Raw genomic sequence first — 26,259 nt, 5'->3', positions numbered from 1 at the left:
GACTAGCATTCCCGCATGACCACCCTCGCCTGGACCGACAACCTCGTCCTCAACCAGCCCTCGCTGGACACCACCCACCAGGAGTTCGTCGAGCACCTGAACGCCTTCGGCGACGCGCTGGACGCCAAGGTAGACGCCCTGCCCGCCTACCACGCGCTGCTGGCCCACACCGAGGCCCACTTCGCGATGGAGGAGGACTGGATGGCGCGCTGCGGCTTCGAGCCGCAGAACTGCCACAGCAGCCAGCACGCGATGGTGCTGAACGTGATGCGCGAGGCGCTGCGCTACGCGACCGAGCTGAACGACCGCGAGCCGCTGAACATCCTGCGCACCGAGCTGGCGGGCTGGTTCCCGCAGCATGCCGAGATGATGGATGCGGCGCTGGTGTTCACGATGGAGCAGCGGGGCTTCGACCCGGTGACGGGCGAGTGCCGCGAGGCGGTCACGGCCGAGGCTGGCGCCGCCGGCTGCGGCAGCAGCAGCTGCGGGCACTGACGCCACCTCGCGCGCATGAAGAAAGGGCCGCTTGCGCGGCCCTTGTTCATTTCTTCAGGTACTCGAAGAACGCCTGCGAGTTCGACTCGCGCCCCAGGAAGGCCTTCACCAGCTCCGGCGCCGGTTTCTGCGCGCCCTGGCCCAGCACCTCGTCGCGGTAGCGCTTGCCGACGTCGGCGCCGAGCTTGTCGGCCGCGAACGCGGTGCGCAGGTCCATCGCCACCACCAGGCTCCACAGGTAGCCGTAGTAGCCCGCGCCATAGCCACCGGCGATGTGCGCGAAGCCGGCCGGGAACATCGTGCCCTGCACATGGCCCAGCGGCGTGGCGCCTTCCATGCGGGCCCACAACGGCAGCGGCTCAGGCTTGGCTTGCTGGTGCAGCGTCAGGTCGTAGCTGGCGTACAGGTGCTGGCGGCCGAACTGGCCGCCCTTGCCGTCCTGCTTGGCGGCCTGGGCCTGCTCCACCATCGCGTCGGGCACGGGCTTGCAGGTCGGGCAGACGGCCTGCATCAGCTTCAGCACGTCCTTGTCGTAGACCCAGTCCTCCAGCATCTGCGACGGCGCCTCGACGAAGTCGTGCATCACCGCCGTGCCGGCCGTGGCGGCGTAGCGGGTCTTGGACAGGTTCACGTGCACCGCATGGCCCAGCTCGTGCAGCAGCGTTTCCACCTCGTCCAGCGTCAGGCCGCTGCGGTCGAAGTTGACGACCAGCGCGGCCGTCGGCGTGCGGTTGATGCGCGTGGCGCTGCCGCGCAGCGGCCACACGGCGGCATGGTTGTACTTGCCCTCGCGCGGGTACAGGTCCACGTACATCTGCGCGATGGGCTGGCCCGACGCCGCGTCGCTGACGACGTAGGTCTGCGCCTCGTCATGCCACAGCTTGTTCTCGATGCGCGTGTACTTCACGCCCATCAGCTTCTCGATGATGCGTATCGAGAACTCCAGGCTGGCCTGCGGCGGGAAGTAGGCGCGGAAGGCGTTCTGGTCGACGCTGAACTTCTGCAGCTTCACGCGCTCGCTGTAGAACGTGGCGTCCCAGCGCTCGACCCGGGTCTGTTCCAGCGGCGTGCCCAGGTGCTGGGCCTTGGCGGCGCGCAGCTCCTGCAGTTCGGTCTTCTCGCGCGCGTTGACGGCGCCGGTCACCGAGTCGAGGAACTTCGTGGCCGTCGCGCCGTCCTTGGCCATGCGCCGGCGCAGGTTGAAGTCCACGTAGTTGTCGAAGCCGAACAGCTTGGCGTACTCGCCGCGCAGCGTGACGATCTGGGTCAGCAGCGCCAGGTTGGCCTGGCCGCCCTCGTTGGTCTTGGCCAGCCACATGCGCTGGCGCGCGTCGCCGCTCTCGGCCAGGCGCATGACGGGCACGTAGCTGGGGTAGTCCACGCCCAGCAGGATGCGGCCCTGGTCGTCGCGCTTGGCCTTCTCCCACACGCTGGCGGGCACGCCTTTCAGCTCGGCCTCGGTGAAAGCGACGCGCGTGCCGGCGTCGCGGATGTTCTTGCTGAACTGCTGGTCCAGCTCGGTCAGCTTGTCCAGGATCTGCTTGGCGCGGGCACGCTTCGGGCCCGGCAGCGCCACGCCGCTGTCCTCGAACTGGCCGGACGCCAGGCGCGCGAACTCGGCGTCGATACCGTCCTGCTTGGGCGCCTTCTGCAGCGCGCGGTAGAGCTTCTCGTTCTGGCCCAGGCTGGAGCCGAAATCGGCCCAGCGCAGCGAGCAGGCCTGGGCCGCGTCGCGGATGGCCTTGTCCGGGTGGACGTTCAGCACGAAGTCGTTGGGGTACTGGTGGTCTTCCAGGTAGACGGTCAGGTCGTCCAGCGCGGCCAGCCAGCCGGTGTCCACCTTGCGCCGCTCAAGAGCTGCCACGCGCTGCTTCGCGCCCTTCAGGCCCGCGTCGCAGCGGGACTTCACGTCGGTGGTCGACGCGAAGATGGGGAAATTCGGGGCGGGCAGCTTGGGTTGCGCCTGCGCGGCAGCGCACAACAGCGCCGCCAGAGTCATCAGCACGGGTTTCATGGCCTCTCCTTGTGGGAAGGCCGCGATTCTGGCGCGCACGCTGCGCTCAGCCGTTGGACATGCCCAACAAGGCCCTCACCTGCGCCAGCGCGCCGGGGTCATCCAGCGTCGTCAGGTCGCCGGGGTCGCGGCCCTCGGCCACGGCCTGCAGCGCGCGGCGCAGCAGCTTGCCGGAACGTGTCTTGGGCAGCACGCTGACGAACAGCACGCGCGACGGCCGCGCGACCGCGCCCAGCCGCGCGTCCACATGCTTGAGCACCTCGGCTTCCAGCGCCGGCGACGCCAGGCCGGGGTCGCGCAACACGGCGAAGGCCAGCGCCACCTGGCCCTTCAGCGCATCCGCCACGCCCACGACGGCCACCTCGGCCACGGCCGCGTGCGCGGAGATGCACTCCTCGATCTCGCGCGTACCCAGCCGGTGGCCGGCCACGTTGATGACGTCGTCCGTGCGGCCCAGGATGAAGGTGTAGCCGTCGGCGTCGCGCAGCCCCCAGTCGAAGGTGGAGTACACCTCGCGGCCGGGCACGCTCTTCCAGTAGGTGTTGACGAAGCGCGCGTCGTCGCCCCACACCGTCTGCAGCGCGCCGGGCGGCAGCGGGTGCGCAATGGCCAGCACGCCCTTCTGGTTGGGTGCGGTCAGCTCCTCGCCGGTCTGCTCGTCCAGCAGCCTCACGTCGTAGCCGTACATCGGCACGCCGGGCGAGCCCAGGCGCGTGGGCACCGCCTGCACGCCGGAAATGTGGTGGGCCACCGTCAGCAGCGGCCAGCCGGTCTCGGTCTGCCAGTAGTTGTCGATGATGGGCACACCCAGACCCTCGGCGATCCAGCGCGCCGTCGGCTCGTCCAGCGGCTCGCCGGCCAGGAACAGCGCGCGCAGCGACGACAGGTCGTGGCGCTTCAGCAGCGCGGCATCGTGCTTCTTGAGCACACGCACCGCGGTGGGCGCGCTGAACATCACCGTCACGCGGTACTGCTCCACCAGGCGCCACAACACGGCCGCGTCGGGGTTCACGGGCGTGCCCTCGTACATCAGCGTGGCCATGCCGGCAATCAGCGGGCCGTAGACGATGTAGCTGTGGCCCACCACCCAGCCGATGTCGCTGGTGGAGAAGAAGGTCTCGCCCGGCTTGCCGCCGAAGATCCAGTCCATGCTGGTGGCCAGCGCCACCGCGTAGCCGCCCACATCGCGCTGTACGCCCTTCGGCTTGCCCGTCGTGCCGCTGGTGTACAGCGTGTAGCTGATGCTGTTGGACTCCAGCCAGGCGCAGGGCACGCGCGCGCCGGCGTGCTGGCGGCGAAGTTCGGCGTAGTCCAGGTCGCGGCCCGCCACGCGCTCGAAAGCCACGAGGCCACGGTCCACCATCAGCACCGCGGCCGGCTTGTGGGCGGACAGCGTGATGGCCTCGTCCAGCAAGGGCTTGTAGGCGATGCGCTTGCCAACCCGGCTGCCGGCATCGGCGCTGATGACCAGCTTTGGCGTCGCGTCCTCGATGCGGCTGGCCAGGCTGCTAGAGGCGAAGCCGCCGAACACCACCGAATGAATGGCACCGATGCGCGCGCAGGCCAGCATCGCGAACGCGGCCTCGGGGATCATGGGCATGTAGATCAGCACACGGTCGCCCTCGCCCACACCCTGGGCCAGCAGCATCGCGGCAAAAGCTTCCACCTCGGCCTGCAGCTCGGCAAAGCCGTAGACCTTCTCCTGGCCCGTCTCGGTGGACACCCAGATCAGCGCCGGATCGCCCGGCCGCCTGGCGGCATGCCGGTCCACCGCGTTGTGGCACAGGTTGGTGGTGCCGCCGACGAACCAGCGCGCGAACGGCGGCCGGCTGGTGTCGCAGATCTGCTGGGGCGGCACGTGCCAGTCGATGCGGCGAGCCTGCTCGGCCCAGAAGGCATCGCGCTCGGCCAGCGAGCGGGCGTGGAAGTCGGCGTAGGGGGTGGCAGTCATGCATGCAGTGTGGGCCGCGGGCACTGACGGAAATCTGACCCGTGTTGCGTGACAGAATCCAGGGTTTTCACGGGGTTCGCCGGTCGCCAAGCCGGGGTTTGCCCTGAAAATCGCCGGCTTTACGTCTGCTTCGGTTGACGGTGCGGGGGTACCCCCCTACCCTGCGCGCCGCTGTCCCACCTCTGCTATCCGGCCCTCGCGGCCCGCGTCCCGAGTCACTTCGTTCCGAATGTCCCTGGTTTCCGTTGCCCTGCTGAACCGCATCGCTGCCGCCGGCCTGTTGGCCCTCGGTTGCGCCGCGCATGCGCAGGGCGTGGCCCAGGCGTCGACGATGCCGCCTCCCGGCACGATGACGGGCGCCTACGGGCAGAGCCTGCAGCAGCAACAGCAAGCCGCCGCCGACAAGGCCGCCGCCGCGCCTGCCGCCAAGCCGGCCACGGCCGGCGACGCGGTCAGCCGCTTCCTCAGCGAACGCGGCCTGATCGCCGTCAACGGCGAGCCCAGCGCCCCCGCGCGGCTGCTGGACAGCGTGCGCGACACCGCGTCGGACCTGGTGCTGTCGGCGATGAACTTCCTCGGCGTGCGCTACACGCGGGGCGGCAATTCGGTGGAGAACGGCTTCGACTGCAGCGGCTTCACGCGCCACATCTTCGAGATGAGCGTGGGCCTGGTGCTGCCGCGCCGCGCCGACGAGCAGGCCAAGATGAACAGCCTGCTGGCCATTCGCAAGGACGAGCTCAAGCCCGGCGACCTGGTGTTCTTCAACACCATGCGCGCGACGTTCAGCCACGTGGGCATCTACGTCGGCGAGGGCAAGTTCATCCACGCTCCCCGCACCGGCAGCGCCGTGCGCGTGGAGGACATGCGCGACTCCTACTGGTCCAAGCGCTTCACGGGCGCCCGCCGGGCCGACCTGAAGGCCGCCGCAGAAGCACCCGCGGCGCGCTGAATCAGGCCCCGCCGTTCTCGCGCCAGGATTGCGCGAGCAGCTCCGTCACCCAGCCCGGCCTGGCCTTCGCCAGCAGCAGCCTCACGCCGCAACGCCTGGCACCCCAGAACAACGGCTCGACGACACCCGCCTCGCGGGCGATCCACGCATCACGCGCCGCCTCGTCCTTGATGAAGACGCGCAGCTCGGTGCCGTCGGGCGTCATCGTCGCGAAGATCCGGCCCTTGGCCCCCGTCAGCCGAAACGAGGTGAGGTCGTGGTGCGGTTTCTCGACCGCACCGGGCAGGCCCAAGGCGATCGCTCGGGCCTGCGTCGCGTTCACCCGGCCACCCGCTTGGCCACCAGCGTCAGGATCTCGTAGCTCGCGCACAGCTCGCCGCGCTGGTTGGTCACGGCCACGTCCCAGCCGATGACGCCCTGGGCGGGTTGGTCGTCGCGCGGCGGGCGGTCGATCTTGCGCTTGGCGGTGAGCCGCGCCTGGATGGTGTCGCCGATGGCGACCGGCGTGACGAAGCGCAGGTTCTCCAGGCCGTAGTTGGCCAGCACCGGGCCCGGCGCCGGGCTGACGAACAGGCCCGCGGCAGCGGACAGCACGAAGTAGCCATGCGCGATGCGCTGGCCGAACGGCGAGGCCTTGGCCGCGACCTCGTCGAAGTGCATGTAGAAGTAGTCGCCCGACAGGCCGCCGAACGCGACGATGTCGGCCTCGCCGACGGTTCGGCGGTGGGTCAGCAGGCTCATGCCCACTTCAACATCTTCGAAGTAGCGGCGGAACGGGTGCACCTCGCTCTCGGTGACGGCGCCGCCGCGCTGGTACTCGCCGGTGATGGCCGAGATCATCGTCGGCGAGCCCTGCACCGCGCAGCGCTGCAGGTAGTGCTTCACGGCGCGCAGTCCGCCCAGCTCCTCGCCGCCGCCGGCGCGCCCCGGGCCGCCGTGCTTGAGCTTCGGGAGAGGCGAGCCGTGGCCGGTGTTCTCCAGCGCGGCCTCGCGGTCCAGCACCAGCATGCGGCCATGCCAGGCGGCAAACGTCGGCACGGCCTGGGCGGCGAGCGCCGGCGTCTTCGTGCAGACGGTGCCGACCAGGCTGCCGCGGCCCAGCGTGGCCAGGTGCAGCGCCTCGTCGAAGTCGCCGTAGGGCAACAGCGTCGTCACCGGGCCGAAGGCTTCGAGGTGATGGGCATCGCTGGCCGCGGAGTCGCGGGCCAGCAGCAGCGTGGGCGCGAAGAAGGCGCCGTCGGCCACACCCTCGCCCTTGGGCGCAAAGCCGTCCCGCTCGCTCAGCAAGACCTCGCAGTTCCTTGCCAGCTGCGCGACACGCTCGGCCACGTCGGCCTGCTGGGCCTTGCTGGCCAGCGCGCCCATGCGCACACCTTCGACGGCGGGGTCGCCCACCACCGTCTTGGACAACCGCGCCTTCAAAGCGGAGGCCACCGCATCGACGAGGTTCGCCGGCACCAGCGTGCGGCGGATGGCCGTGCACTTCTGGCCGGCCTTGGCCGTCATCTCGCGCGCGACCTCCTTGATGAAGAGGTCGAACTCCGGATCGTCTGGCGTCACGTCGGGCGCGAGGATGGCGCAGTTCAGGCTGTCGGCCTCGGCGTTGAACGGGATGCTCTTCTTCAGCAGGTTCGGGTGGGCCTTCAGCATCAGCGCCGTATCGGCGCTGCCGGTGAAGGTGACGACGTCGGCCTCGTCCAGCCGCTCGAACAGGTCGCCCGTGCCGCCGATGATGAGCTGCAGCGCGCCGGCCGGCACCAGGCCGGACTCGACGATGAGCCGCACGCAGGCCTCGGCGACATAGCTGGTCGCCGTGGCCGGCTTCACGAGGCAGGGCATGCCGGCCAGGAAACTGGGCGCGAACTTCTCCAGCATGCCCCACATCGGGAAATTGAAGGCGTTGATGTGCAGCGCCACGCCGCGCTTGGGCACCAGCACATGGCTGCCGATGAAATGGTTGTTGGCGCCCAGCCGCATCGGCGGGCCCTCATGCAGCACGTTGCTGCTGGGCAGGTCCTTGCCGCCGATGGACGCGTACGCGAACAGCGTGCCGATGCCGCCCTCGATGTCTATCCACGAGTCCGCCCGCGTCGCGCCCGTGTGCGCGCTGATCGCGTACAGCTGTTCCTTGCGCTCCAGCAGGTAGGCGGCCAGCGCCTTCAGCACGCGGGCGCGGTCCTGGAAGTGCGTACGCAGCAGCGCGGGCAGCGCGGTGCCGCGTGCGTAGGCCAGGCTCTCGGCGAAGTCCAGGCCTTCCTCATGCGTGTGCGCGACGACGTGGCCGTTGATCGCGCTCGCGAGCGGCTTGGCCGCGCGCTCGCCGACCCAGCGGCCGGCGATGTAGCTCTGCAGCGTACTCACTTGATCAACACCCAGGCGCCGTCCTTGATCTGCACCATCACGCGGGCGCGCTGATCCAGGCCCAGGTGGTCGGCGGCGGACATGTTGAACACGCCGTGCGCGCCGGCCAGGTTCTTCACGTTCTCCAGCGCATCACGCAGCGCGGCGCGGAAGGCCGGTGTGCCGGGCTGCGCCTTCTTCAGCGCCTCCGGTGCAGCGGCGGCCAGCAGCAGGCCGGCGTCCCAGGCATGGCCGCCGAAGGTGGACACGCTGCCCTTGCCGTGCGCAGCCTCGTACTTGGCGATGTAGTCCAGGGCGCTCTTCTTCACGGGGTGGTCGGCCGGCAGCTGCGCGGCCACCAGCACGGGGCCGGCCGGCAGCAGCGTGCCTTCCACGTCCTTGCCACCCACGCGCAGGAAGTCGTTGTTGGCGACGCCGTGCGTCTGGTAGATCTTGCCGGCGTAGCCGCGCTCCTTGAGCGCCTTCTGCGGCAGCGCGGCGGGCGTGCCCGAGCCGGCGATGAGGATGGCGTCGGGCCGGGCTGCCACAAGCTTGAGCACCTGGCCGGTGACGGACGTGTCCGTGCGGTTGTAGCGCTCGCTCGCAACGATGTTGAGCTTCTTGGTGGCGGCGATCTTGTTGAACTCACCCCACCAGCCCTCGCCGTAGGCATCGGCGAAGCCGATGAACGCGGCCGTCTTGATGCCGTTGTCGACCATGTGCGTCACGATGGCCAGCGCCATCATGATGTCGTTCTGCGGCGTCTTGAACACCCACTTCTTCTTCGCGTCCTGCGGCTCGACGATGCGAGCCGACGCGGCCATCGAGATCATCGGCGTGCCGGACTCCGACACCGCGTCGATCATCGCCAGCGAGTTGGGCGTCACGGTGGAGCCGATGACGATGTCGACCTTGTTCTCGGTGATGAGCTTGCGCGTGTTGGCGACGGCCGTGGTGGTGTCGGACGCATCGTCCAGCACGATGTAGTTGACCTTCTGCCCACCCAGCATCGTGGGCATGAGCGCCACCGTGTTCTTCTCCGGGATGCCCAGCGACGCGGCCGGCCCGGTGGCCGACACGGTGACGCCGACGTTGATGTCGGCCTGTGCCGCCAGGCTCAGCGTGGCGGCCAGGGCCAGGGCGATTTGCTTGAATTGCTTCATGGGTCGTCTCCTCGGGGTTATTGAACGGCGGCGGGCTGGCGCACTTGCACGGCGCCGATGCCACCAAAGAACAGGTCACTGACCAGCGCCGCCAGCGCCTCGTGCGACAGATCGCCGTCGGGCCGCAGCCAGGTGAAGGTCCAGTTGATCATGCCAAAGAGCAGCATGGTCAGCGGTTTGTGCAGCCGGGCGTCGCACAGCTCGGGCCGCACCAGCGCCAGCGCGGTCGCGAACTCGCTGACGACGCGCCGCTCCACGTCCAGCAGACGCTCGCGTTCGGCATCGCCCAGGAACTTGATCTCGCTGGTCAGCACCCGATGCTGGGCCTGTGCCCCGGCATAGGCGCGCGTGAAGCGCCGGATGAGCAGGCCCAGTTGCTCGGCCGGCGGCAGTTGCTGCGCCTTGACCTCCTCCACCAGCTTGAGCAGCAGGTGGACGTGTCCATCACAGATCTGCGCCAGCAGCGCCTGCTTATCCTGGAAGTAGTGGTACAGCGTGGGCTTGGCCACGCCGCAGGCTTCGGCAACCTGGTTCATGGACGTGGCGCTGAAGCCCTGCTCGGCAAACAGCCGGGCGGCGGCGGCGAGGATGTCGTCACGCTGGGCTTCGAAGGTGGGGGCTCTTTTTCTGGGCATCCGGGGCTCAACGCTCGTCAAACGAGATCACGACACGCTCGGTGAGCGGGTGGGCCTGGCAGCTGAGGATGAAGCCGGCGGAGACCTCGTCCTTGTCCAGCGCGAAGTTCTTGTCCATGCGCACCCGGCCTTCGACGAGCTTGCAGCGGCAGGTGGAGCAGACGCCGCTCTTGCACGAGAACGGCACGTCCATGCCTTCGCGCGCGGCGGCGTCCAGCAGGCTGGGGTCGGTGGCGTGGAACTCGATCTCGCGCGACAGGCCGTCGCGAATGACCGTCACGCGCGCCTCCGGCGCGTCACCCGGCCTCACCGCGTGCGGCGCGGGCTGGCCGCTCAGGCTCTGCGGCGTGCCGAAGCGCTCGATGTGGATGCGCTCGGCCGGCACGCCGTGGCCCAGCAGCGCGGCCTCGGCCTGGTCGTTCATCTCGAACGGGCCGCAGACGAACACCGCGTCCAGGCTGGCTGCCGGCACCGGGCCGGCCAGGAAGGCGCTGAGCTTGCCGGCGTCCAGCCGGCCGGCGTACAGCGGCGCATCCACGGCCTCGCGGCTGAAGACGAGGTGCAGCGACAGCCGCGTCATGAAGCGGTTCTTCAGGTCTTCGAGTTCTTCCTTGAACATCGTCGACGCGGTGCGGCGGTTGGCGTAGATCAGCGTCGCGCGCGACCGCGGCTCGCGCTCCAGCAGCGCGGTCAGCAGCGCCAGGATGGGCGTGATGCCGGAGCCGCCGGCGATGAACAGCACGTGCCGGCCCGCGCTCGCCGAGGGGAGCACGAAGCGGCCCTGCGGCGGGTAGGACTCGAGGACGTCGCCCGCCTTCAGCTGCTCGTGCACCCAGGTCGAGAACGCGCCGCCGTCGACGCGGCGGATGCCGACCTTGAGCGCCCGGTCGGAGCAGATGGAGTAGCTGCGGCGCAGCTCCTGCCCGCCGACGTTGGCGCGCAGCGTCAGGTACTGGCCGGGCTCGAAAGCGAAGCCCTCGGGCGGGGCCTCGAAGCCGACGACCATCGCGTCGTCGGTGTCGCGCTCGACCGAGGTCACGCGCAAGGGATGAAAGTGCAGGGCCATGGCCAGCTCGGGTCAGATCGGTTTGAAGTATTCGAACGGCTCGCCGCATTCGATGCAGCGCCACGTGGACTTGCAGGCGGTGGAGCCGAAGCGGGAGAGCTGCTGCGTGCTGCCGCTGTCGCAGCGCGGGCAACGCAGCCGGGGCACGACCTTGATCGCCTGCTCGGCACTGCACTGCGGCGGCACGATGCCGTACTGCTGCAGCTTCTGGCGGCCCTCGGGTGTGATCCAGTCGGTGCTCCAGGCCGGCGCACGCTGCAGCGTGATGGTCACGTCGCCGAACTCGGCCAGCGCCGCGCGCACTTCGTCGGCGATCAGCTCGGTGGCGGGGCAGCCGCTGTAGGTCGGCGTCAGCACCACCTCGACGCCCGACGCCGTCTCGCGCAGGTCACGCACGATGCCCAGGTCCACCAGCGTCACTGCGGGGATCTCGGGATCGGGCACCTGGGCCAGGCGCTCGCGGGCGGCGGCGAGGTGGGTCACCACACGCCGCCCGGGTAGGCGCGCTGCAGGAACTGCATGGTCGCCAGCAGGTGGCCCATGTGCTCGCTGTGAATGCCGTCAATGCCGCGCGGCTGCATGGCGGCATCGCGCGGCAGCGTCAGCGTCGCTTCCTGCATCAGCGTGGCCCAGCGGGCGCGCCATGCGGGCTCCAGTTCGCGCCAGGCCGGGCCGACACCGTCCACGCCATCAGCGGCGAACAGCTCGTTGAAGTAAGGCCACAGCACGGCCAGCGCAGCCTGCATGCGGGCCTTGGATTCATCCGTGCCATCGCCCAGGCGCACGACCCAGTCACTGCTGTGCTGGCGGTGGTAGCGCACTTCCTTCAGCGACTTGGCGGCGATGCCGGCCAGCTCGGTGTCGGGGCTGGCCTGCAGGCGCTCGTAGAGCAGTTCAAGCCAGATCGCCACGGCCGCGTTGCGCAGCGTCGTCAGCGCGAAGTCGCGCCCGCCGCCGCCATCGCTGGGGCTGGCCGCCGCGTTGGGCAGCTCGACGAGGATGACGTTGCGGTAGTCGCGCTCCTCGCGCAGGAAGGCCAGCTGGTCTTCATCGCGGCCGGCGCCTTCGAGCTGCCCGGCGTAGGTCAGCAGCGCGCGGGCCTGGCCCAGCAGGTCCAGCGCGATGTTGGACAGGGCCAGGTCTTCCTCCAGCACGGGCGCATGGCCGGCCCATTCGGACAGGCGCTGGCTGTGGATGAGGCAGGTGTCCGCAAGGCGCAGGACGTAGGTGGTCTTGGCGTCCATGGCCATCACATGTGGTTCAGTTCGTCCGGCAGTTCGTAGAACGTCGGATGGCGGTAGACCTTGTCGTCGGCCGGATCGAAGAGGCTGCCCTTCTCGGTCGGGTCGCTGGCGACGATCTGCTCGGAGCGCACGACCCAGATGCTGGTGCCTTCCTGGCGGCGCGTGTAGACGTCGCGCGCCATCTGGATGGCCATGGCCGAGTCGGCGGCGTGCAGGCTGCCACAGTGCTTGTGGTCCAGGCCCGCCTTGCTGCGGACAAAGACTTCCCACAGAGGCCATTCGTTCTTCGGATTGCTCATGCTGCTTCTGCCTTCACGGCTTGTTTGCGGGCGTGCGCCAGTGCCGCGTCGCGCACCCAGGCGCCGTCGTCCCAGGCCTTGTTGCGGGCGGCCAGGCGCTCGCGGTTGCAGGGGCCTTCGCCGCCCACCACGCGCCAGAACTCGGCCCAGTCGATCTCGCCAAAGTCGTAGCTCTGGCGCTCCTCGTTCCATTTCAGCGCCGGGTCCGGCACGGTCACGCCGAGGATCTCGGCCTGCGGGATCGTCGCGTCGACGAACTTCTGGCGCAGCTGGTCGTTGGTGACGCGCTTGATGCCCCAGCGGATGCTCTGCTCGGAGTTGGGCGAGTCCTTGTCCGCCGGGCCGAACATCATCAGCGACGGCCACCACCAGCGGTTCACGGCGTCCTGCACCATGGCCTTCTGCTGATCGGTGCCCTTGTGCATCATCGTCAGCAGGCTCTCGTAGCCCTGGCGCTGGTGGAAGCTCTCCTCGCGGCAGACGCGGATCATGGCCCGCGCATACGGCGCGTAGGAGCAGCGGCACAGCGGCACCTGGTTCATGATGGCCGCGCCATCCACCAGCCAACCGATGACGCCGATGTCGGCCCAGGTCAGCGTGGGGTAGTTGAAGATGGAGCTGTACTTGGCCTTGCCGGACAGCAGCGCGGCGGTCATCTCGTCGCGGCTGGTGCCCAGCGTCTCGGCGGCGGCGTAGAGGTACAGGCCATGGCCGCCCTCGTCCTGCACCTTGGCCAGCAGGATGGCCTTGCGCTTGAGCGTCGGCGCGCGCGTGATCCAGTTGCCCTCGGGCAGCATGCCGACGATCTCGCTGTGCGCATGCTGGCTGATCTGGCGCACCAGCGTCTTGCGGTAGTGCTCGGGCATCCAGTCCTTGGCCTCGATGAAGTCACCGGCGGTGATGCGGGCCTCGAAGGCTTCCTCGCGGGCCAGGTCTTCGGCGCTTTTGACGACCTTGACGCCTTTCGATGAGGCCTCGCGGGCCATCAAGTCCATTGCTTGCGTGTACATCTCAAGCTCCTTGCTTCTTGCGTTGGTCCACGACGCGGCGGGCCTTGCCGACCAGCGTGCGCTCGATGGAATTGTTCGGCTCGACACGGATGGTCGCCGTGACGCCGATCAGGTTCTTGATGCGCTCGGCGAGCCGCTTGGCGATGCCATCGTCGGCCGCCCCCAGCGCCAGCTCACAGCGGATCAGCAGCTCGTCCAGATGCCCGTCGCGCGTGACGACCAGCTGGTACTGGCCACCCAGCCCTTTTTCCTGCAGCACCAGCTCTTCCACCTGCGTGGGGAACAGGTTGACGCCGCGGATGATGAGCATGTCGTCGCTGCGGCCGACGATCTTGCCCATGCGGCGCATGCTGCGCGAGGTGGGCGGCAGCAGCCGCGTCAGGTCGCGCGTGCGGTAGCGGATGACGGGCATCGCTTCCTTGCTCAGCGACGTGAACACCAGCTCGCCCTCGCTGCCGTCCGGCAGCACCTCGCCGGTGTCGGGATCGATGATCTCCGGGTAGAAGTGGTCCTCCCAGATGACCGGCCCGTCCTTGCTCTCGATGCACTCGCTGGCCACGCCCGGGCCCATCACTTCCGAGAGGCCGTAGATGTCCACCGCGTCGATGCCCGCGCCTGCCTCGATCTCGCGGCGCATCGCCTCGGTCCAGGGTTCGGCGCCGAAGATGCCCACCTTCAAGGACGACTCGCGCGCATCCAGCCCCTGGCGCGCGAACTCCTCGATCAGCACCTGCATGTAGCTGGGCGTGACCATGATGATGTCGGGCTTGAAGTCGGTGATCAGCTGGACCTGCTTCTCGGTCTGGCCGCCGCTCATCGGGATGACGGTGCAGCCCAGCCGCTCGGCGCCGTAGTGCGCGCCCAGGCCGCCGGTGAAGAGGCCATAGCCGTAGGCCACGTGCACCAGGTCGCCCCGGCGGCCGCCGGCGGCGCGGATGGAGCGCGCGACGAGGTTGGCCCAGTGGTCGATGTCCTTGAGCGTGTAGCCCACGACGGTAGGCTTGCCCGTCGTGCCCGACGACGCATGGATGCGCGCCAGCTGCTCACGCGGCACGGCGAACAGGCCGAACGGGTAGTTGGCGCGCAGGTCGTGCTTGGTCGTGAACGGGAACTTCGCCAGATCGGACAGCTGCTTCAGGTCGGCCGGATGCACGCCCGCCCTGTCGAAGCTGGCCTTGTAGTGCGGCACGTGGTCGTAGGCGTGCTGCAGGCTCCAGCGCAGGCGCTGCAGCTGCAAGGCCTGCAGCTCGTCGCGGCTGGCGGTCTCGATGGGTTCGAGATCTCCGGGGCGGGGTGTCTTCACCGTCATGCTTCGAAAACCTTTCTGTCACCCAGGCGGTAGGAGCGCCCGCGGAACATCGCGATCAGCTCGCCATGCTGGTTCTTCACCGTGATGTCGTACAGCCCCGTGCGGCCGGCCAGCGATGTCTCCTCGGCCGTGGCGGTCAGCACATCATTCAGCTTCGCCGACTTCAGTATGTCGATGCCGAAGCCCGACGCCACCGTCAGCGCATTGCGGCTGTTGCAGGCGAAGGCGAAGGCCGAGTCGGCCAGCGTCGCGATCAGGCCGCCGTGGCAGATGGCGAAACCGTTCAGCATGTCGACCCGCACCGTCATCGTCGCCACCGCGCGGCCGGGCGCGACCTCCACGATCTGCATACCCAAAGCCCGGCTCGCCGCATCGTCGGCCAGCATCACGTCTCGGACCTTCTCGGCAACGGCCTGCGCATCCATCTTCAGCGGTCCTTGAACTCGGGCTTGCGCTTGTCCATGAACGCAGCCACGCCTTCGAGGTAGTCGTACGAGAAGCCCAACTGGCTCTGCAGCGCGGCCTCGCGCTTCAGGGCGGGCTCGTAGTCGAGCCTCATCGCCTCGTCCAGCGCGCGGCGCGTCTCGGCGAGCGCGCGGGTGGGCATGGCGGCCAGCCTCTGCGCCAGCGCCATGGCCGCATCCATCAGCTCGGCGTCCGGCAGAGCGCGCGAGATCAGCCCCAACGCTGCGGCCTCGGCCGCCTTGACCTTGTCACCCAGCAGCGCCAGCTCCAGCGCCTTGGCGCGGCCCACCAGCCGGGCGAGCAGCCAGGTGCCACCGCAATCGGGAATGAGCCCAATCCTGGAGAACGCCTGGATGAAGCTGGCACTCTCGGCAGCCAGCACCAGATCGCAGCCGAAGGCCAGGTTGGCACCCGCGCCCGCGGCCACGCCGTTGACGGCGGCCACCACCGGCACCGGCATGCTGCGCAGCCGCAGCGCCAGCGGGATGTAGTAGTGGTCCAGCATGTGCCCGATGTCCTTGGGCGCCGCTCCCGGCTCGCGGCTGGGCGCCACATGCGGGTCGGCCAGGTCCTGGCCCGCGCTGAACGCCCGTCCCGCGCCGGTGATGAGCACGCAGCGCGTCGTCGCATCGGCGGCGGCAGCCTCCAGCGCCTGGCGCAGTTGCCCAAGCATCGCCGCGGTGAAGGCGTTCAGCGCGTCGGGGCGGTTCAGGCGCAGCAGGCGCACCGCGCCATGCGGCTCGATCTGGATCAGGGGTTCGGACATTGCATTTCTCTACCGACCGGTCGGTTAATGCTAGAACCGAGCTTGATGCGGATCAAGCCTCTCGCTGGAAAACCCTAGGGCGCGGTGATTTGCACGGCTTCCGCCAGCGCTGCCACCAGCCCCGGCCGCGGCGGTGCAAAGCCCGGTGCCGTACAGGCCGCCGCCCCCGCCGCCAGTGCCCAGCGCAGGTGCTGCTCGATGGGTGCACTGGCGTCGCGCATGAGGCTGTCCAGCAGGCCGGCCATGGCGGCGTCGCCGGCGCCGACGGCATCCACCACGTCCACACGCGGCGGCAGCCCGGCGCACTCCTCCACGCCGTGGTACAGCATCGCGCCGGCCTCGCCGCGCGTCAGCAGCAGCCAGGCCTGGGGATTCCACGCGGCAATCTGGGCGAGGCCCGTGCGGTAGTCAGTGACGCGAAACAGCCCGCGCAGATCGTCGTCAGACACCTTGATGACGTCGGCCAGCCGGCACATCTGCTCCAGCGTGTCGTCGTAGCTGGAGTCCATCGGCGGCGCGCGGAAGTTGGGGTCGTAGCTGATGAGCCGGCCCTCGCCCTTGAGCGCCTGCGCCAGCGCCAGCAGCCGGCCCGCCAAAGGCTCGCGCACCAGCCCCAGGCTGCCGAAATGGGCCCAGCGCAGCGCGCGCGTCCAGCCGGCGGGCAGGCCTTCGGGCCGGAAATGCAGGTCGGCACTGTCCTGGCCGATGAAGAAATAGCGCGGCGGGTCGGTCTCGTGCACCACGGCCAGCAGCGGCGGCCGCGGCAGCTGCTGGATGAAGCGCAGGTCCAGGTTGCCATCCTGGCTGGCCCGCCAGATCTCGTCCCCGAACGGATCGCGGCTGATGGCGCCCGCAAACGCGCTGAGCTGGCCCAGCGCCGACATGGCCATCGCGACGTTCCATGGCGAGCCGCCGCAGGCGCTGCGCCAGCGGTCCTGCCCGGTGCGGATCAAATCCGTCAACGCCTCGCCAAAGGCGATGAAGTGCGGCAGGTCGGGGTGCATGATCTGGATCATCTCCTTGCATTCAAACGCGCCGTCAGCAGGCCTGCAAGCCCCCTGGGCATGCGACGGCTGACACAATGGGCGATCTATGCACGCCCGCGTGATTCCCCTGCACGACGCCCGCCCGCCGCGCCCGGCCGGCACCCCCACCCGGCTGCCGGGCCAGCCGCTGGCCGACACGCTGGGCCGGCCGCTGCGCGACCTGCGCATCTCCGTGACGGACCGCTGCAACTTCCGCTGCAGCTACTGCATGCCCAAGCAGGTGTTCGACAAGCACCACCGCTTCCTGCCGCACGCCGACCTCCTCAGCTTTGAGGAGATCACCCGGCTGGCCGGCGTGTTCACGGGCCTGGGCGTCGAGAAGCTGCGCATCACCGGCGGCGAGCCGCTGCTGCGCCGCGGGCTGGACCGGCTCATTGCGATGCTGGCCGCGCTGCGCACGCCCGACGGCCGGCCCCTGGACCTGACGCTGACGACCAACGGCTCCGCGCTGGCCCGTCAGGCCGCCGCGCTGAAGGCCGCCGGCCTGAACCGCCTGACCGTCAGCCTGGACGGCCTGGACGACGCCGTGTTCCAGCGCATGAACGACGTCGGCTTCCCGGTGGCCGACGTGCTGGACGGCATCCGCGCCGCGCAGGCCGTGGGCCTGGGGCCCATCAAGGTCAACATGGTGGTGCAGCGCGGCGTCAACGATGACCAGATCCTGCCGATGGCGCGCCACTTCCGGCGCAGCGGCGTCGTGCTGCGCTTCATCGAATTCATGGACGTGGGCAGCACCAACGGCTGGCGCATGGACCAGGTACTGCCCTCGGCCGAGGTGCAGCGCCGCATCGCGGCCGAGTTCCCGCTGACGCCGCTGTCGGCCAGCGCGCCGGGCGAGACCGCCGAGCGCTGGGCCTACGCCGACGGCGGCGGGGAGGTGGGCTTCATCTCCAGCGTCACGCAGGCCTTCTGCGGCGACTGCAACCGCGCACGGCTGTCCACCGAGGGGCGGCTCTACACCTGCCTGTTCGCCCACCGCGGCCATGACCTGCGCGCGCTGCTGCGCGGCACGGCGCCGGTCAGCGACGAACAACTGGCCGGCGCCATCGCCGGCGTGTGGGCCGGCCGCGACGACCGCTACTCGCAGCTGCGCGGCACGGCCGCCGCCGTTGCCGAGCCCCGCGTCGAGATGCACTACATCGGTGGCTGAGATCCACGCGCTGGTGCTCGCCGGCGGCCGCGGCCGCCGCATGGGCGGCGTGGACAAGGGCCTGCAGCCGCTGCACGGCCGGCCGCTGGTGGCCCATGTCATCGAGCGCCTGACCCCGCAGGCCGGCACACTGCGCATCAGCGCCAACCGCCATATCGACACCTACGCCGCCTTCGGCCACCCCGTGCTGCCCGACCCGCCCGGCCTCGAATTCGCCGGCCCGCTGGCCGGCATGCTGGCCGGGTTGGCCGCCCTCCCCGCCGACGCCTGGCTGCTGACCGCGCCCTGCGACTGCCCCCACCTGCCGCCCGACCTCGCGGAGCGCCTGCTGCGCGCCGCCCAGCCCCACGGCCTGGCCTTCGCGGAGGCGGCGCGCGAGCACCCCACGCACGCGCTGCTGCACGCCCGGCTGCGCGAGCCGCTGGCCGGCTATCTGCACGGCGGCGGCCGGGCCGTGCTGCGCTGGATGCTGTCCCAGCCGCACGGTGTGGCGCACTTCGATGACGAGGCCGCCTTTGCCAACCTCAACCACCTGGCGGACCTGCATGGCTGACATCACGCTGCGCCCCATGCTGGAACCCGACCTGCTGGGCTACAAGGCGCTGCGCGACGCGATGCTGGCAGGCCACCCCGAGGCCTTCACGTCCGACGCCGAGACCGAGCGCCAGCGCGACATCGCCAGCTACCGCAGCCGGCTGGCCGGCGGCGCGGGCGGCGGCACGCTGTTCACGCTGCTGGCGCTGGACGGCAGCCGCATCGTCGGCGCGCTGACCTGCGAGCGCGAGCCCCGCCGCAAGGTGCAGCACCTGGCCCACCTCGTCGGCATGATGGTCGCAGACACCCATGTCGGCCGCGGCATCGGCCGCACGCTGCTGGCCGCAGCCATCACCCGGCTGCGCGCCACGCCCGGGCTGGCGCAGGTGACGCTCAGCGTGACCGCCGGCAACCGCGCCGCCATCGGCCTGTACGAGAGCGCGGGCTTCACGCGCTACGGCTGCCTGCCCGACGCCATCCGCCTGCCCGACGGCCGCCGGCTGGACAAGGACCTGATGCTGCTGCGGCTTCAGGGCTGAGCCAGCTCGAACTGCACCAGCAGCGCATCCTGCACCGCCAGCAGCCCGCCCAGCACGGTGAACGGCTGGATGCCGAAGTCGCTCTGCCGCACCACCACCTCGCCGCGCGCACGCGGCCCGTCCACCTCGGCGACGAACCACTGCCGACGCGAGACGCCATGCAGCGTGATCTCGGCCTCCACGGCACGCCGGCCGCCCTCGCCCACCTGCTGCAGCGTTCGCACGACGACCTCGGGATGCGCCCCCGCGTCCAGTGCCTTCAGCAGGTTGGCGCGCGTGCCGGCCCGGGCGTCGTCGTCCACCGCGCTGGCGAAGGCATCGCCCAGGCGAGCCCGCAGCGCGGGCGGGTCGACGGCCAGCGCATCCAGCCGGAAACGCAGCACCGGCCCGGCGGCGGGCCAGTCCACGCGCAGGTCGGCCGCTTGCAGCACATGGTTGTGCCCCAGCCGCGCCGCCGTCCCGCCGCGGTAGACCAGCACGCGCAGCGCGCTGGCGCCCTCCACCACCGGCGCTGTCGCCAACGGGACATTGCCACAGCCGGCCAGCGCGGCCACGGCGATCAGCAGCTGTCGGCGAGTTGTCTGCAAAGGGCTCAACTGGGGAATCTGCGGGGGTTTTGCACTGTCGGGCGCGGCGTTCCCGCACCCGGCTGGTCTAGCATAGCCACCATCTCCTCGCCGGAGCCAGCAATCATGGCCAGTCTGTTCCGCCCCGCGCTCGACCTAATGGCGCAATACGCCGCCTACCACCGCGACCGCCGCAACATCACCACGCACTTCATCGGCATCCCGCTCATCGTGTTCGCGATCAGCGCGCTGCTGGCCCGTGCCGAGTTCAGCATCGGCGGCACACCGATGAACGCGGCCATCCTGCTGTGGGCGCTGTCGGCGCTGTGGTACCTGACGCGCGGCAACCTCGCGCTGGGCGCGGCCACTGCCATCGTCAACGGCGTGCTGACCGCGCTGGCCATGCCGTTCGCGCAGGGGTCGCTCGCGAGCTGGCTGGCGGTGGGTGTCGGCAGCTTCGTCGTCGGCTGGGTGTTCCAGTTCGTCGGCCACTACTACGAGGGCAAAAAGCCCGCATTCGTGGACGACCTCGTGGGCCTGCTGGTCGGCCCGATGTTCGTCGTCGGCGAGGCCTTGTTCATGCTGGGCTGGGGCCGCCCGTTGCTGGCCGAGATCGAGCGCCGCGTGGGGCCCACGCACTTGCGCGATCTCGCGCATCCTTGAGGCCCCTCGACCAGTCTGACCACGCTGCACGCGGGTCAGCCCAGTCGGTCCCCCGAGGGGACGACGATGCTTGCCGGATTGACCGGCAAGCACATCGCCAAAGGCGGGCCGGCTCGCGAGCGGCCCAGCGCTCGGCCCGCAAAATACATCCAATACACCACACGGACCGCTTGACCCAATGACCGGCGTTCTCGTCATGGGCGCCGGCGCCGTCGGCTGCTTTGTCGGCGGCCTGACGCAGCTGGCTGGCGTGCCGGTGCATTTCGTGGGCCGCCCGCGCGTGCTGGGCGCACTGCGCAAGCACGGCCTGCGCGTGACCGACCAGGACGGCCTGGACCGCCACATTCCGCCGCTGCAGCTGCGCCTGCATGAGGAGCCGCCCGCCGGCCTGAAGCCCGACCTGGTGCTGCTGTGCGTGAAGTCCGGAGCCACCGCCGCGGCCGCCACCGAGCTGGGCCTGACGCTGCCCGAGGGCACGCCGGTGGTCAGCCTGCAGAACGGCATCGCCAACACGCCGCAGGCCCGCGCCCTGGCACCGCAGCTGCACTGGCACGCCGGCATGGTGCCCTTCAACATCGCCGAGCTGGCGCCCGGCCACTACCACCGCGGCACCGGCGGCGCGCTGGCGGCGCAAGGCGGCGCGGCCGACGTCGCGCTGGCCGCCTGGCAGACGGCGCTGGCCGGCGTCGGCATGAAGCTCAAGCTGCATGCCGACCTCGCGCCCGTGCAGTGGGGCAAGCTGCTGATGAACCTGAACAACCCGGTCAACGCGCTGTCCGGCCGGCCGCTGCGCGACGAGTTGCTGGAGCGCGGCTACCGACGCGTGCTGGCGGCGCTGCAGGAAGAGGCGCTGGACCTGCTGGACGCCGCCCAGCGCCCCGTCGCCCAGCTCTCGCCGCTGCCGCCGCGCCGCGTGCTGAAGCTGCTGCGGCTGCCCACGCCGCTGTTCCGGCTGATCGCGTCGCGCATGCTGCGCATCGACGCCAAGGCCCGCTCCAGCATGGCGGACGATCTCGCCATGGGCCGCACGACGGAGATCGACGCGCTGTGCGGCGAGGTGGTGCGGCTGGCGCACAGCCTGCACCGCAGCGCGCCGCTGAATGCGTGCATGCAGGCCCTGGTCGAGGACTGGCCCCGGCGCCGCCGCGCCTACACGCCGACGGAGCTGCTGGCAGCCATGGGCCTGGGCTGACGCCGGTCGTCGCAGGCTGGCATTGCGCGCCGGCCGGGCCTACAGTCGCCAGCCAACGACACCCCCCGTAAAACCGAAGCGTCCGTCAGCCTGAGGCTGTCCGCACCGGCCGCGGGTGCTGGCGAGAATGATCGGCTTACCAAAAATAAGATCGGCACGCCATGATCGAACTGCTCTCGAACCCGCAGACCTGGATCGCCCTCGCCACGCTGACCGCGCTGGAGCTGGTGCTGGGTATCGACAACATCATCTTCATCAGCATCCTGGTCGACAAGCTGCCCAAGGCGCAGCAGGAGACGGCACGCCGCCTGGGCCTGTTCATGGCGATGTTCATGCGCATCGGCCTGCTGCTGACGCTGGCCTGGATCGTCGGCATGGTGGAGCCGCTGTTCCACCTGTTCGGCTACGGCTTCTCGGGCCGTGACCTCATCCTCATCGGCGGCGGCCTGTTCCTGATCTGGAAGAGCACGGTCGAGATCCACGGCTCCCTCGAAGGCGAGGACGAGACCGCACCCAGCGGCAGCAAGGCCGCAAAGGCCGCATTCGGTGCGGCCATCGTGCAGATCATGCTGATCGACCTGGTGTTCTCGCTGGACTCCATCATCACCGCCGTCGGCATGGTGGACGACGTGCGCATCATGATCGCCGCCGTCATCGCGTCGGTGGGCCTGATGATGCTGTTTGCCAGCCCCATCGGCCGCTTCGTGTCCAGCCACCCGACGATCAAGATGCTGGCGCTGTCCTTCCTCGTCGTCGTGGGCGTCGTGCTGGTGGCCGAAGGCTTTGGCCACCACGTGCCCAAGGGCTACATCTACTTCGCGATGGCGTTCTCGCTGGGCGTCGAGATGATCAACATCAAGATGCGCAAGAACGCCGACACCAAGGTCAAGCTGCGCCAGCAGATCCCTGGCGGCGACGACTGAGCGCAAACGGCCTCCCGGCGATGGAGAAGCTGATGCTGTTTCCTGGCGCCGTGGTGCGCGACGCCGCGGTGGATGCCTGGCTGGCGGCGCGGCCCGGTGCGCTGGGCCGGCTGGCGAGGCGCTGGTTCACGGCGATGCGCGCCTGCGGCGCCGATGTGCGCGAGCTGCTGCATGACGGCCACCCCACCGCCTGCGTCGGCGAGGCGGCCTTCGGCTACGTCAACGTGTTCACGGCCCATGTCAACGTGGGCTTCTTCAAGGGCGCCGAGCTGCCCGACCCGGCCGGCCTGCTGCAGGGCACGGGCAAGGCGATGCGCCACGTCAAGCTGCGGCCCGGCGAGGCCGTCGACGAGGCGGCGCTGCAGGCGCTGATCGTCGCGGCGCACGCCGACCTGCGGCGCCGTACCGGGGCGCCGTGATCGCGCGGCCGCTGACGCCGTTCCAGGCCTTCGACGGCATCCCCTTCAGCCTGTGCGCCGATGAACTCATCGCCGACCTCGGCCTGCCGGAGCACCGCCAGCGCAATGCGGCCGAGCTGACCGAGTTCGACTACGGGCACAGCGTGTTCCGTTTCCAGGACAGCGGGCGGCTGGAGGAGATCACCAAGCGCACGCCCGTGTTGCTGCTGGGCACGATCGCCGTGCCGTTCGCCTCGCTGGGCAGCTTCGTGCGGGCGCAGGACGCCGGCGCGTTCGAGCGGGCGGGCTTTCTCGTCAGCCCGCGCTACGGCCTGGCCTTCGTGCCCGACGAGCCGGACTGGGTCACGGCGCTGGCGCGGCACTGCCTGCCGACCTGGCGCGCGATGGACCGCTGAGGCCGCCTCAGCGCCGGCCGGCACCCACCAGCACCAGCACACCGCCCACGATGCCGGCGATGCCCAGCCAGGCCGGGATGTTGACGGACTTCTTCTCCTTGACACTGAGCTCCAGCGAGCCGATCTTGGCGGCCGTCTCGTCCTGGGTGTACGAGAAGCCGCCATAGGCCAGCGCCAACGCGCCGCCGACGATGAGCACCAGTGCGAACACACGCAAGCCGTTCATGGAAACCTCCGGGAATTGTTGGGTCGCGGGCGATCCAGTCACCGCGGTCGCCCGGCTGGAGTACACCGCGCGGCACCCACGCCGCCTGTAGGACGGCGCGCAGCGGCGCCGTCGGTCAGGTCGCCCAGATGCGCGGGTCGCCGCCGGGCAGGCCCCACAGGCGCTCGCGCCACAGCGCCCGCACGCGCCGCAGCGCCAGCGTGACCGACTCGACCTCGTCGCCGATGACACGCATCAGCAGCATTGCGCCACGCGGCCCGGCCAGGTGGGTGATGCCGCTGCGCGGCACGTCGGCGATCAGCGCGCGGCTGTCGTCCAGCAGCGCCGACACGTCCGCCAGCGCATCGGTCTGCGCATAGGCCAGCGTGCCCAGCACGCGGTGGCCGGCCAGGCCGCAGGGGCCGTCCAGCAGCGCGGTGTCAGCCGCGTCCAGCCAGCCGCGGTCCAGCCACTGGCCGGTGATCTCCAGGTGCTGCAGCAGCCGGCCACGGTCAAACGGCTGGCCCGCTGCCGGCAGGCCCAGGCCCAGCACTTCGGTGGCGAACAGGCTGGCGCCTGGCGCCAGCGAGAGCCTCACCTCGTTGCGGGCGATGCAGGCCGGGTAGGCCAGCGTCTCCTGCGGCAGCCATTCCAGCCGAGCGCCCTCGCCCACCGTCGCGTGCACGACCTGCGCCGCCTCACCGGCATTCGAGCGATAGAAGCGCGTGGCCGCCGGCGTTGTGACCAGCAGGTGGGCGCCCGCCTGCACGTCCAGCTGGATGTCGAGCCGGTCGCCGCCGACCAGGCCGCCCGGCGGATGCACCAGCACGGCATGGGCGATGCGGGCAGTCTCGGGGTACAGCGTCTTCAGCAGGCGCAGCGGGCCGTCGTGGCGGGCATGCACGCGCGTGGCGCCGGCGCAGTCGCGTGCCGCGCTCAGCGTGAGCCGCGCCGGCCAGCGAACGGCATCAGGCAACGAGCAGGCCCTTCTTCTCGATGAAGGCGACGACCTCGGCCAGGCCTTCGCGGGTCTTGAGGTTGGTCATGACCCAGGGCTTCACGGGCCGCATGCGGGCGGTGTCGCTGCGCATTACTCCCAAGTCAGCGCCCACGTGCGGCGCGAGGTCGGTCTTGTTGATGACGAACAGGTCACTCTTCGTGATGCCGGGGCCGCCCTTGCGCGGGATCTTCTCGCCGGCCGCCACGTCGATGACGTAGATGGTCAGGTCGCTGAGCTCGGGGCTGAAGGTGGCCGCCAGGTTGTCCCCGCCGCTCTCGACGAACACGATGTCCGCGTCGGGGAACTTCTCCAGCATGCGGTCCACGGCCTCGAGGTTGATGGAACAGTCCTCGCGGATGGCGGTGTGCGGGCAGCCGCCGGTCTCCACGCCCATGATGCGCTCGGGCGCCAGCGCGCCGGACACGGTCAGCAGGCGCTGGTCTTCCTTGGTGTAGATGTCGTTGGTGACGACGACCAGGTCCCAGGTCTCGCGCATCGTCTTGCAGAGCATCTCGACGAGGGTGGTCTTGCCCGAACCCACCGGCCCGCCGACGCCGACGCGCAGCGGCGGGAGCTTCTTGGTGCGGTTGGGAATGGCGTGCAGCGGTGCGGTCATGATCTGAAAAGGCGTGAGTACTGGTGTTCGTGGCGGGCGCCGAGCACGCCCAGCAGCGGCGCGAAAGCGACCGGCTCGGGCGTGCCTATGGCCGTCGCCACGGCCTGCGGAATGGCTTGCACGAGACGTGCCAGCAGCCGCTGGCCGGACGTCTGGCCCAGCGGCACGCAGCGCACGGCGGCCTGCATCAGGTTCTCGGCCCAGCCAAACGCGATGGCCTGCAGCGCCGGCTCCAGCGCCGCACCGCGCGACGCGGCCGCCGCCCCCATGACGACGGGCCAGGTGGGCGCAGGCTTCAGCGCCTGCAGCAGCGGCAGCGCGGCAGCGTCGGGCACCAGGCCCTGCATCCACACCAGCAGGCTGCGACCCATTTGCTGGGTCTGCTGCAGGCTTTCGCTGGTCTCGCGGGTCTGCAGCACCCAGGCGTTGAGCTCGGCCAGCTTCGCGCCATCCAGCGCCAGCGTTGCGGCATGGGCAGCGGCAGCCACGGGCAGCTCGGCGCGCGCCTGCACGAGTTCCAGCTGGTTCAGCAGCCAGTCGCCGGCGCTCGCCTCGTCATGCACGAGGCCGGCATCGACGGCCGCTTCCAGCCCTTCGGAGTAGCTGAAGCCGCCCACCGGCAGCGCCGGCGAGGCCAACCACAGCAGGTGCAACAGGGCGGAGGAGGTGTCGGGCGGCATGCGGCGATTCTCGCCGCACGGCACCCGCGCTCAGAAGTGGAAAGTGATGCCGGCACCCAGCGTGCGCACGGTGACGGCCTGCTTGGCCGAGGTGGGCGTGTCGCGAACGTCGGCGCGCGTCCAGTCGGCGTTCAGGCTCGCACTCCAGTGCGCCGCGAACTGCCACGCCAGGCCCAGGCCGGCGTAGGGCTGCACGGACCGTGTGGTCAAGGTGCCAGGGTTGCTCTGCCCCAGGCCCACCGCGGGCTGCAGCTTCAACTCATTGGACGCGCCACCGAAGCGCAGCACGGCGCCGACCTCCTGGGACAGCGGCAGCGTGTACGCCGCGCCGACACCGAAGCCGACGTACTCGGCAGAGTAGTTGCTGAACAGCACGCCCCAATCCGCGTCGGTATGCGCATAGGTCACCTCGAACGCCCACGCGGGGTTGAACCGGTAGCCGGCACGCAGGGTGCGGTTGCTGTCGACCCGGCTGCAGCGCGTGCCGCTGGGGCAGTGCAGGCTCACCTTGCCTGTGCCGAACTCGACGCCGACGTAGGTGGCGGCGGCCAGGTTGGCCTGCGCGAAGGTGGCGGCCGGCAGCGCGAGTGCGGCCGCGGCAAGTGCGGAACGGACGTTGTTCAAA

General features: G+C 70.1%; 31 protein-coding genes. 10 read left to right on the top strand and 21 right to left on the bottom strand.

Features of this window, described 5'->3' with window-relative positions:
* Nucleotides 1–15: 15 nt before the first annotated feature.
* On the top strand, nt 16–495 hold the full coding sequence (locus ACG04Q_RS12370; protein WP_394511227.1) for a hemerythrin domain-containing protein: 480 nt from the start codon (nt 16–18) through the stop codon (nt 493–495).
* A 46-nt stretch (nt 496–541) separates the two neighbouring features.
* On the opposite strand, the gene ACG04Q_RS12365 is transcribed toward ACG04Q_RS12370, so the two are convergent.
* Together ACG04Q_RS12365 and ACG04Q_RS12360 are read right to left on the bottom strand one after the other, a co-directional pair.
* The gene (locus ACG04Q_RS12365) at nt 542–2,509 is read right to left on the bottom strand and encodes a M3 family metallopeptidase (protein ID WP_394511226.1); all 1,968 of its coding nucleotides are present in this window, start codon (nt 2,507–2,509) and stop codon (nt 542–544) included.
* 46 nt (nt 2,510–2,555) lie between these two features.
* On the bottom strand, nt 2,556–4,484 hold the full coding sequence (locus ACG04Q_RS12360) for a propionate--CoA ligase (protein WP_394511225.1): 1,929 nt from the start codon (nt 4,482–4,484) through the stop codon (nt 2,556–2,558).
* A 205-nt stretch (nt 4,485–4,689) separates the two neighbouring features.
* Here ACG04Q_RS12360 and ACG04Q_RS12355 point away from each other — a divergent pair, with 205 nt between their 5' ends.
* A complete protein-coding gene (locus ACG04Q_RS12355) occupies nt 4,690–5,409 on the top strand; it encodes a C40 family peptidase (RefSeq protein ID WP_394511224.1) in 720 nt (239 codons plus the stop codon).
* A gap of 1 nt (nt 5,410) precedes the next feature.
* On the opposite strand, the gene ACG04Q_RS12350 is transcribed toward ACG04Q_RS12355, so the two are convergent.
* The 13 genes from ACG04Q_RS12350 to ACG04Q_RS12290 form a co-directional block, all read right to left on the bottom strand.
* Nucleotides 5,411–5,731 carry an MmcQ/YjbR family DNA-binding protein gene (locus tag ACG04Q_RS12350; RefSeq protein WP_394511223.1) on the bottom strand — a complete coding sequence of 107 codons (321 nt, stop codon included), beginning with the start codon at nt 5,729–5,731 and terminating at the stop codon, nt 5,411–5,413.
* Complete coding sequence (paaZ, locus tag ACG04Q_RS12345) at nt 5,728–7,770, bottom strand: phenylacetic acid degradation bifunctional protein PaaZ (protein WP_394511222.1); 2,043 nt, start codon at nt 7,768–7,770, stop codon at nt 5,728–5,730. The genes ACG04Q_RS12350 and paaZ overlap by 4 nt, the downstream gene beginning before the upstream one ends.
* On the bottom strand, nt 7,767–8,912 hold the full coding sequence (locus ACG04Q_RS12340; RefSeq protein WP_394511221.1) for an ABC transporter substrate-binding protein: 1,146 nt from the start codon (nt 8,910–8,912) through the stop codon (nt 7,767–7,769). The genes paaZ and ACG04Q_RS12340 overlap by 4 nt, the downstream gene beginning before the upstream one ends.
* Before the next feature lie 17 nt (nt 8,913–8,929).
* Nucleotides 8,930–9,547 carry a TetR/AcrR family transcriptional regulator gene (locus ACG04Q_RS12335; protein WP_394511220.1) on the bottom strand — a complete coding sequence of 206 codons (618 nt, stop codon included), beginning with the start codon at nt 9,545–9,547 and terminating at the stop codon, nt 8,930–8,932.
* A gap of 7 nt (nt 9,548–9,554) precedes the next feature.
* Nucleotides 9,555–10,613: a 1,2-phenylacetyl-CoA epoxidase subunit PaaE gene (gene paaE, locus ACG04Q_RS12330; RefSeq protein WP_394511219.1), complete on the bottom strand. Its 1,059-nt coding sequence runs from the start codon at nt 10,611–10,613 to the stop codon at nt 9,555–9,557.
* A gap of 12 nt (nt 10,614–10,625) precedes the next feature.
* Nucleotides 10,626–11,099 carry a 1,2-phenylacetyl-CoA epoxidase subunit PaaD gene (paaD, locus tag ACG04Q_RS12325; RefSeq protein ID WP_394511218.1) on the bottom strand — a complete coding sequence of 158 codons (474 nt, stop codon included), beginning with the start codon at nt 11,097–11,099 and terminating at the stop codon, nt 10,626–10,628.
* Entirely contained in the window at nt 11,093–11,863 is a 771-nt protein-coding gene (gene paaC, locus ACG04Q_RS12320; RefSeq protein ID WP_394511217.1) for a 1,2-phenylacetyl-CoA epoxidase subunit PaaC, read from the bottom strand. Before paaC ends, paaD begins: the two co-directional genes overlap by 7 nt.
* Nucleotides 11,863–12,156 carry a 1,2-phenylacetyl-CoA epoxidase subunit PaaB gene (paaB, locus tag ACG04Q_RS12315; RefSeq protein WP_394511216.1) on the bottom strand — a complete coding sequence of 98 codons (294 nt, stop codon included), beginning with the start codon at nt 12,154–12,156 and terminating at the stop codon, nt 11,863–11,865. Before paaB ends, paaC begins: the two co-directional genes overlap by 1 nt.
* Nucleotides 12,153–13,166 carry a 1,2-phenylacetyl-CoA epoxidase subunit PaaA gene (gene paaA, locus ACG04Q_RS12310; RefSeq protein ID WP_394511215.1) on the bottom strand — a complete coding sequence of 338 codons (1,014 nt, stop codon included), beginning with the start codon at nt 13,164–13,166 and terminating at the stop codon, nt 12,153–12,155. Before paaA ends, paaB begins: the two co-directional genes overlap by 4 nt.
* Nucleotide 13,167: 1 nt before the next feature.
* A complete protein-coding gene (paaK, locus tag ACG04Q_RS12305; protein ID WP_394511214.1) occupies nt 13,168–14,475 on the bottom strand; it encodes a phenylacetate--CoA ligase PaaK in 1,308 nt (435 codons plus the stop codon).
* A complete protein-coding gene (gene paaI / locus ACG04Q_RS12300) occupies nt 14,472–14,900 on the bottom strand; it encodes a hydroxyphenylacetyl-CoA thioesterase PaaI (RefSeq protein ID WP_394511213.1) in 429 nt (142 codons plus the stop codon). Before paaI ends, paaK begins: the two co-directional genes overlap by 4 nt.
* A gap of 2 nt (nt 14,901–14,902) precedes the next feature.
* Nucleotides 14,903–15,706 carry an enoyl-CoA hydratase-related protein gene (locus ACG04Q_RS12295; protein ID WP_394511212.1) on the bottom strand — a complete coding sequence of 268 codons (804 nt, stop codon included), beginning with the start codon at nt 15,704–15,706 and terminating at the stop codon, nt 14,903–14,905.
* A 74-nt stretch (nt 15,707–15,780) separates the two neighbouring features.
* Entirely contained in the window at nt 15,781–16,722 is a 942-nt protein-coding gene (locus ACG04Q_RS12290) for a carbohydrate kinase family protein (RefSeq protein ID WP_394511211.1), read from the bottom strand.
* A 76-nt stretch (nt 16,723–16,798) separates the two neighbouring features.
* Between ACG04Q_RS12290 and moaA the strand changes: the two genes are divergently transcribed.
* Genes moaA through ACG04Q_RS12275 form a run of 3 tightly spaced genes read left to right on the top strand, consistent with a single transcriptional unit; the run spans nt 16,799 to nt 18,975 of the window.
* Nucleotides 16,799–17,902: a GTP 3',8-cyclase MoaA gene (gene moaA, locus ACG04Q_RS12285; protein WP_394511210.1), complete on the top strand. Its 1,104-nt coding sequence runs from the start codon at nt 16,799–16,801 to the stop codon at nt 17,900–17,902.
* Nucleotides 17,895–18,455, top strand: a complete 561-nt coding sequence (gene mobA / locus ACG04Q_RS12280) for a molybdenum cofactor guanylyltransferase MobA (protein WP_394511209.1) — start codon at nt 17,895–17,897, stop codon at nt 18,453–18,455. The genes moaA and mobA overlap by 8 nt, the downstream gene beginning before the upstream one ends.
* Nucleotides 18,448–18,975 (top strand): GNAT family N-acetyltransferase, encoded by a 528-nt coding sequence (locus ACG04Q_RS12275; protein ID WP_394511208.1) that lies wholly within the window; start codon nt 18,448–18,450, stop codon nt 18,973–18,975. Before mobA ends, ACG04Q_RS12275 begins: the two co-directional genes overlap by 8 nt.
* On the opposite strand, the gene ACG04Q_RS12270 is transcribed toward ACG04Q_RS12275, so the two are convergent.
* Nucleotides 18,966–19,571 (bottom strand): YceI family protein, encoded by a 606-nt coding sequence (locus ACG04Q_RS12270; RefSeq protein WP_394511207.1) that lies wholly within the window; start codon nt 19,569–19,571, stop codon nt 18,966–18,968. The genes ACG04Q_RS12275 and ACG04Q_RS12270 overlap by 10 nt on opposite strands.
* A 96-nt stretch (nt 19,572–19,667) precedes the next feature.
* On the opposite strand from ACG04Q_RS12270, the gene ACG04Q_RS12265 reads away from it, so the two are divergent.
* The 5 genes from ACG04Q_RS12265 (at nt 19,668) to ACG04Q_RS12245 (ending at nt 23,133) form a co-directional block, all read left to right on the top strand.
* The gene (locus ACG04Q_RS12265; RefSeq protein ID WP_394511206.1) at nt 19,668–20,204 is read left to right on the top strand and encodes an Mpo1 family 2-hydroxy fatty acid dioxygenase; all 537 of its coding nucleotides are present in this window, start codon (nt 19,668–19,670) and stop codon (nt 20,202–20,204) included.
* A 178-nt stretch (nt 20,205–20,382) separates the two neighbouring features.
* A complete protein-coding gene (locus ACG04Q_RS12260) occupies nt 20,383–21,396 on the top strand; it encodes a 2-dehydropantoate 2-reductase (protein ID WP_394511205.1) in 1,014 nt (337 codons plus the stop codon).
* 161 nt (nt 21,397–21,557) lie between these two features.
* On the top strand, nt 21,558–22,319 hold the full coding sequence (locus tag ACG04Q_RS12255) for a TerC family protein (protein WP_394511204.1): 762 nt from the start codon (nt 21,558–21,560) through the stop codon (nt 22,317–22,319).
* Nucleotides 22,320–22,351: 32 nt separating this feature from the next.
* Nucleotides 22,352–22,738, top strand: a complete 387-nt coding sequence (locus tag ACG04Q_RS12250; RefSeq protein WP_394511203.1) for a DUF1801 domain-containing protein — start codon at nt 22,352–22,354, stop codon at nt 22,736–22,738.
* Nucleotides 22,735–23,133 carry a hypothetical protein gene (locus ACG04Q_RS12245; protein ID WP_394511202.1) on the top strand — a complete coding sequence of 133 codons (399 nt, stop codon included), beginning with the start codon at nt 22,735–22,737 and terminating at the stop codon, nt 23,131–23,133. The genes ACG04Q_RS12250 and ACG04Q_RS12245 overlap by 4 nt, the downstream gene beginning before the upstream one ends.
* A 7-nt stretch (nt 23,134–23,140) precedes the next feature.
* Here ACG04Q_RS12245 and ACG04Q_RS12240 read toward each other — a convergent pair whose 3' ends face one another.
* The 5 genes from ACG04Q_RS12240 to ACG04Q_RS12220 all read right to left on the bottom strand — a co-directional run bounded on the left by ACG04Q_RS12240 (nt 23,141) and on the right by ACG04Q_RS12220 (nt 26,258).
* Entirely contained in the window at nt 23,141–23,359 is a 219-nt protein-coding gene (locus tag ACG04Q_RS12240) for a hypothetical protein (protein ID WP_394511201.1), read from the bottom strand.
* Nucleotides 23,360–23,474: 115 nt separating this feature from the next.
* On the bottom strand, nt 23,475–24,314 hold the full coding sequence (locus tag ACG04Q_RS12235; RefSeq protein WP_394511200.1) for an urease accessory protein UreD: 840 nt from the start codon (nt 24,312–24,314) through the stop codon (nt 23,475–23,477).
* Entirely contained in the window at nt 24,307–24,954 is a 648-nt protein-coding gene (gene ureG, locus ACG04Q_RS12230) for an urease accessory protein UreG (RefSeq protein WP_394511199.1), read from the bottom strand. The genes ACG04Q_RS12235 and ureG overlap by 8 nt, the downstream gene beginning before the upstream one ends.
* Nucleotides 24,951–25,634, bottom strand: coding sequence for an urease accessory protein UreF (locus tag ACG04Q_RS12225; protein WP_394511198.1), 684 nt, complete (start codon nt 25,632–25,634; stop codon nt 24,951–24,953). The genes ureG and ACG04Q_RS12225 overlap by 4 nt, the downstream gene beginning before the upstream one ends.
* Nucleotides 25,635–25,664: 30 nt before the next feature.
* Complete coding sequence (locus ACG04Q_RS12220; RefSeq protein ID WP_394511197.1) at nt 25,665–26,258, bottom strand: outer membrane beta-barrel protein; 594 nt, start codon at nt 26,256–26,258, stop codon at nt 25,665–25,667.
* Nucleotide 26,259: the final 1 nt, after the last annotated feature.

Origin of the sequence: Pelomonas lactea (assembly GCF_043555885.1) — a bacterium.
In the GTDB taxonomy this organism is placed as follows: Bacteria; Pseudomonadota; Gammaproteobacteria; order Burkholderiales; family Burkholderiaceae_C; genus Pelomonas; species Pelomonas lactea.
The sequence above is the reverse complement of the archived record's forward strand: the minus strand, read 5'-3'. Positions and strand labels throughout refer to the sequence as shown.

What these genes read in the sequence shown, in the direction of transcription:
- ACG04Q_RS12370 (WP_394511227.1), top strand. Translation starts at nt 16, where the DNA reads ATGACCACCCTCGCCTGGACCGACAACCTCGTCCTCAACCAGCCCTCG.
- ACG04Q_RS12365 (WP_394511226.1), bottom strand. Translation starts at nt 2,509, where the DNA reads ATGAAACCCGTGCTGATGACTCTGGCGGCGCTGTTGTGCGCTGCCGCG.
- ACG04Q_RS12355 (WP_394511224.1), top strand. Translation starts at nt 4,690, where the DNA reads ATGTCCCTGGTTTCCGTTGCCCTGCTGAACCGCATCGCTGCCGCCGGC.
- ACG04Q_RS12340 (WP_394511221.1), bottom strand. Translation starts at nt 8,912, where the DNA reads ATGAAGCAATTCAAGCAAATCGCCCTGGCCCTGGCCGCCACGCTGAGC.
- ACG04Q_RS12335 (WP_394511220.1), bottom strand. Translation starts at nt 9,547, where the DNA reads ATGCCCAGAAAAAGAGCCCCCACCTTCGAAGCCCAGCGTGACGACATC.
- paaE (WP_394511219.1), bottom strand. Translation starts at nt 10,613, where the DNA reads ATGGCCCTGCACTTTCATCCCTTGCGCGTGACCTCGGTCGAGCGCGAC.
- paaC (WP_394511217.1), bottom strand. Translation starts at nt 11,863, where the DNA reads ATGGCCATGGACGCCAAGACCACCTACGTCCTGCGCCTTGCGGACACC.
- paaB (WP_394511216.1), bottom strand. Translation starts at nt 12,156, where the DNA reads ATGAGCAATCCGAAGAACGAATGGCCTCTGTGGGAAGTCTTTGTCCGC.
- paaA (WP_394511215.1), bottom strand. Translation starts at nt 13,166, where the DNA reads ATGTACACGCAAGCAATGGACTTGATGGCCCGCGAGGCCTCATCGAAA.
- paaK (WP_394511214.1), bottom strand. Translation starts at nt 14,475, where the DNA reads ATGACGGTGAAGACACCCCGCCCCGGAGATCTCGAACCCATCGAGACC.
- paaI (WP_394511213.1), bottom strand. Translation starts at nt 14,900, where the DNA reads ATGGATGCGCAGGCCGTTGCCGAGAAGGTCCGAGACGTGATGCTGGCC.
- ACG04Q_RS12295 (WP_394511212.1), bottom strand. Translation starts at nt 15,706, where the DNA reads ATGTCCGAACCCCTGATCCAGATCGAGCCGCATGGCGCGGTGCGCCTG.
- ACG04Q_RS12290 (WP_394511211.1), bottom strand. Translation starts at nt 16,722, where the DNA reads ATGATCCAGATCATGCACCCCGACCTGCCGCACTTCATCGCCTTTGGC.
- moaA (WP_394511210.1), top strand. Translation starts at nt 16,799, where the DNA reads ATGCACGCCCGCGTGATTCCCCTGCACGACGCCCGCCCGCCGCGCCCG.
- ACG04Q_RS12275 (WP_394511208.1), top strand. Translation starts at nt 18,448, where the DNA reads ATGGCTGACATCACGCTGCGCCCCATGCTGGAACCCGACCTGCTGGGC.
- ACG04Q_RS12265 (WP_394511206.1), top strand. Translation starts at nt 19,668, where the DNA reads ATGGCCAGTCTGTTCCGCCCCGCGCTCGACCTAATGGCGCAATACGCC.
- ACG04Q_RS12260 (WP_394511205.1), top strand. Translation starts at nt 20,383, where the DNA reads ATGACCGGCGTTCTCGTCATGGGCGCCGGCGCCGTCGGCTGCTTTGTC.
- ACG04Q_RS12255 (WP_394511204.1), top strand. Translation starts at nt 21,558, where the DNA reads ATGATCGAACTGCTCTCGAACCCGCAGACCTGGATCGCCCTCGCCACG.
- ACG04Q_RS12250 (WP_394511203.1), top strand. Translation starts at nt 22,352, where the DNA reads ATGCTGTTTCCTGGCGCCGTGGTGCGCGACGCCGCGGTGGATGCCTGG.
- ACG04Q_RS12240 (WP_394511201.1), bottom strand. Translation starts at nt 23,359, where the DNA reads ATGAACGGCTTGCGTGTGTTCGCACTGGTGCTCATCGTCGGCGGCGCG.
- ureG (WP_394511199.1), bottom strand. Translation starts at nt 24,954, where the DNA reads ATGACCGCACCGCTGCACGCCATTCCCAACCGCACCAAGAAGCTCCCG.
- ACG04Q_RS12225 (WP_394511198.1), bottom strand. Translation starts at nt 25,634, where the DNA reads ATGCCGCCCGACACCTCCTCCGCCCTGTTGCACCTGCTGTGGTTGGCC.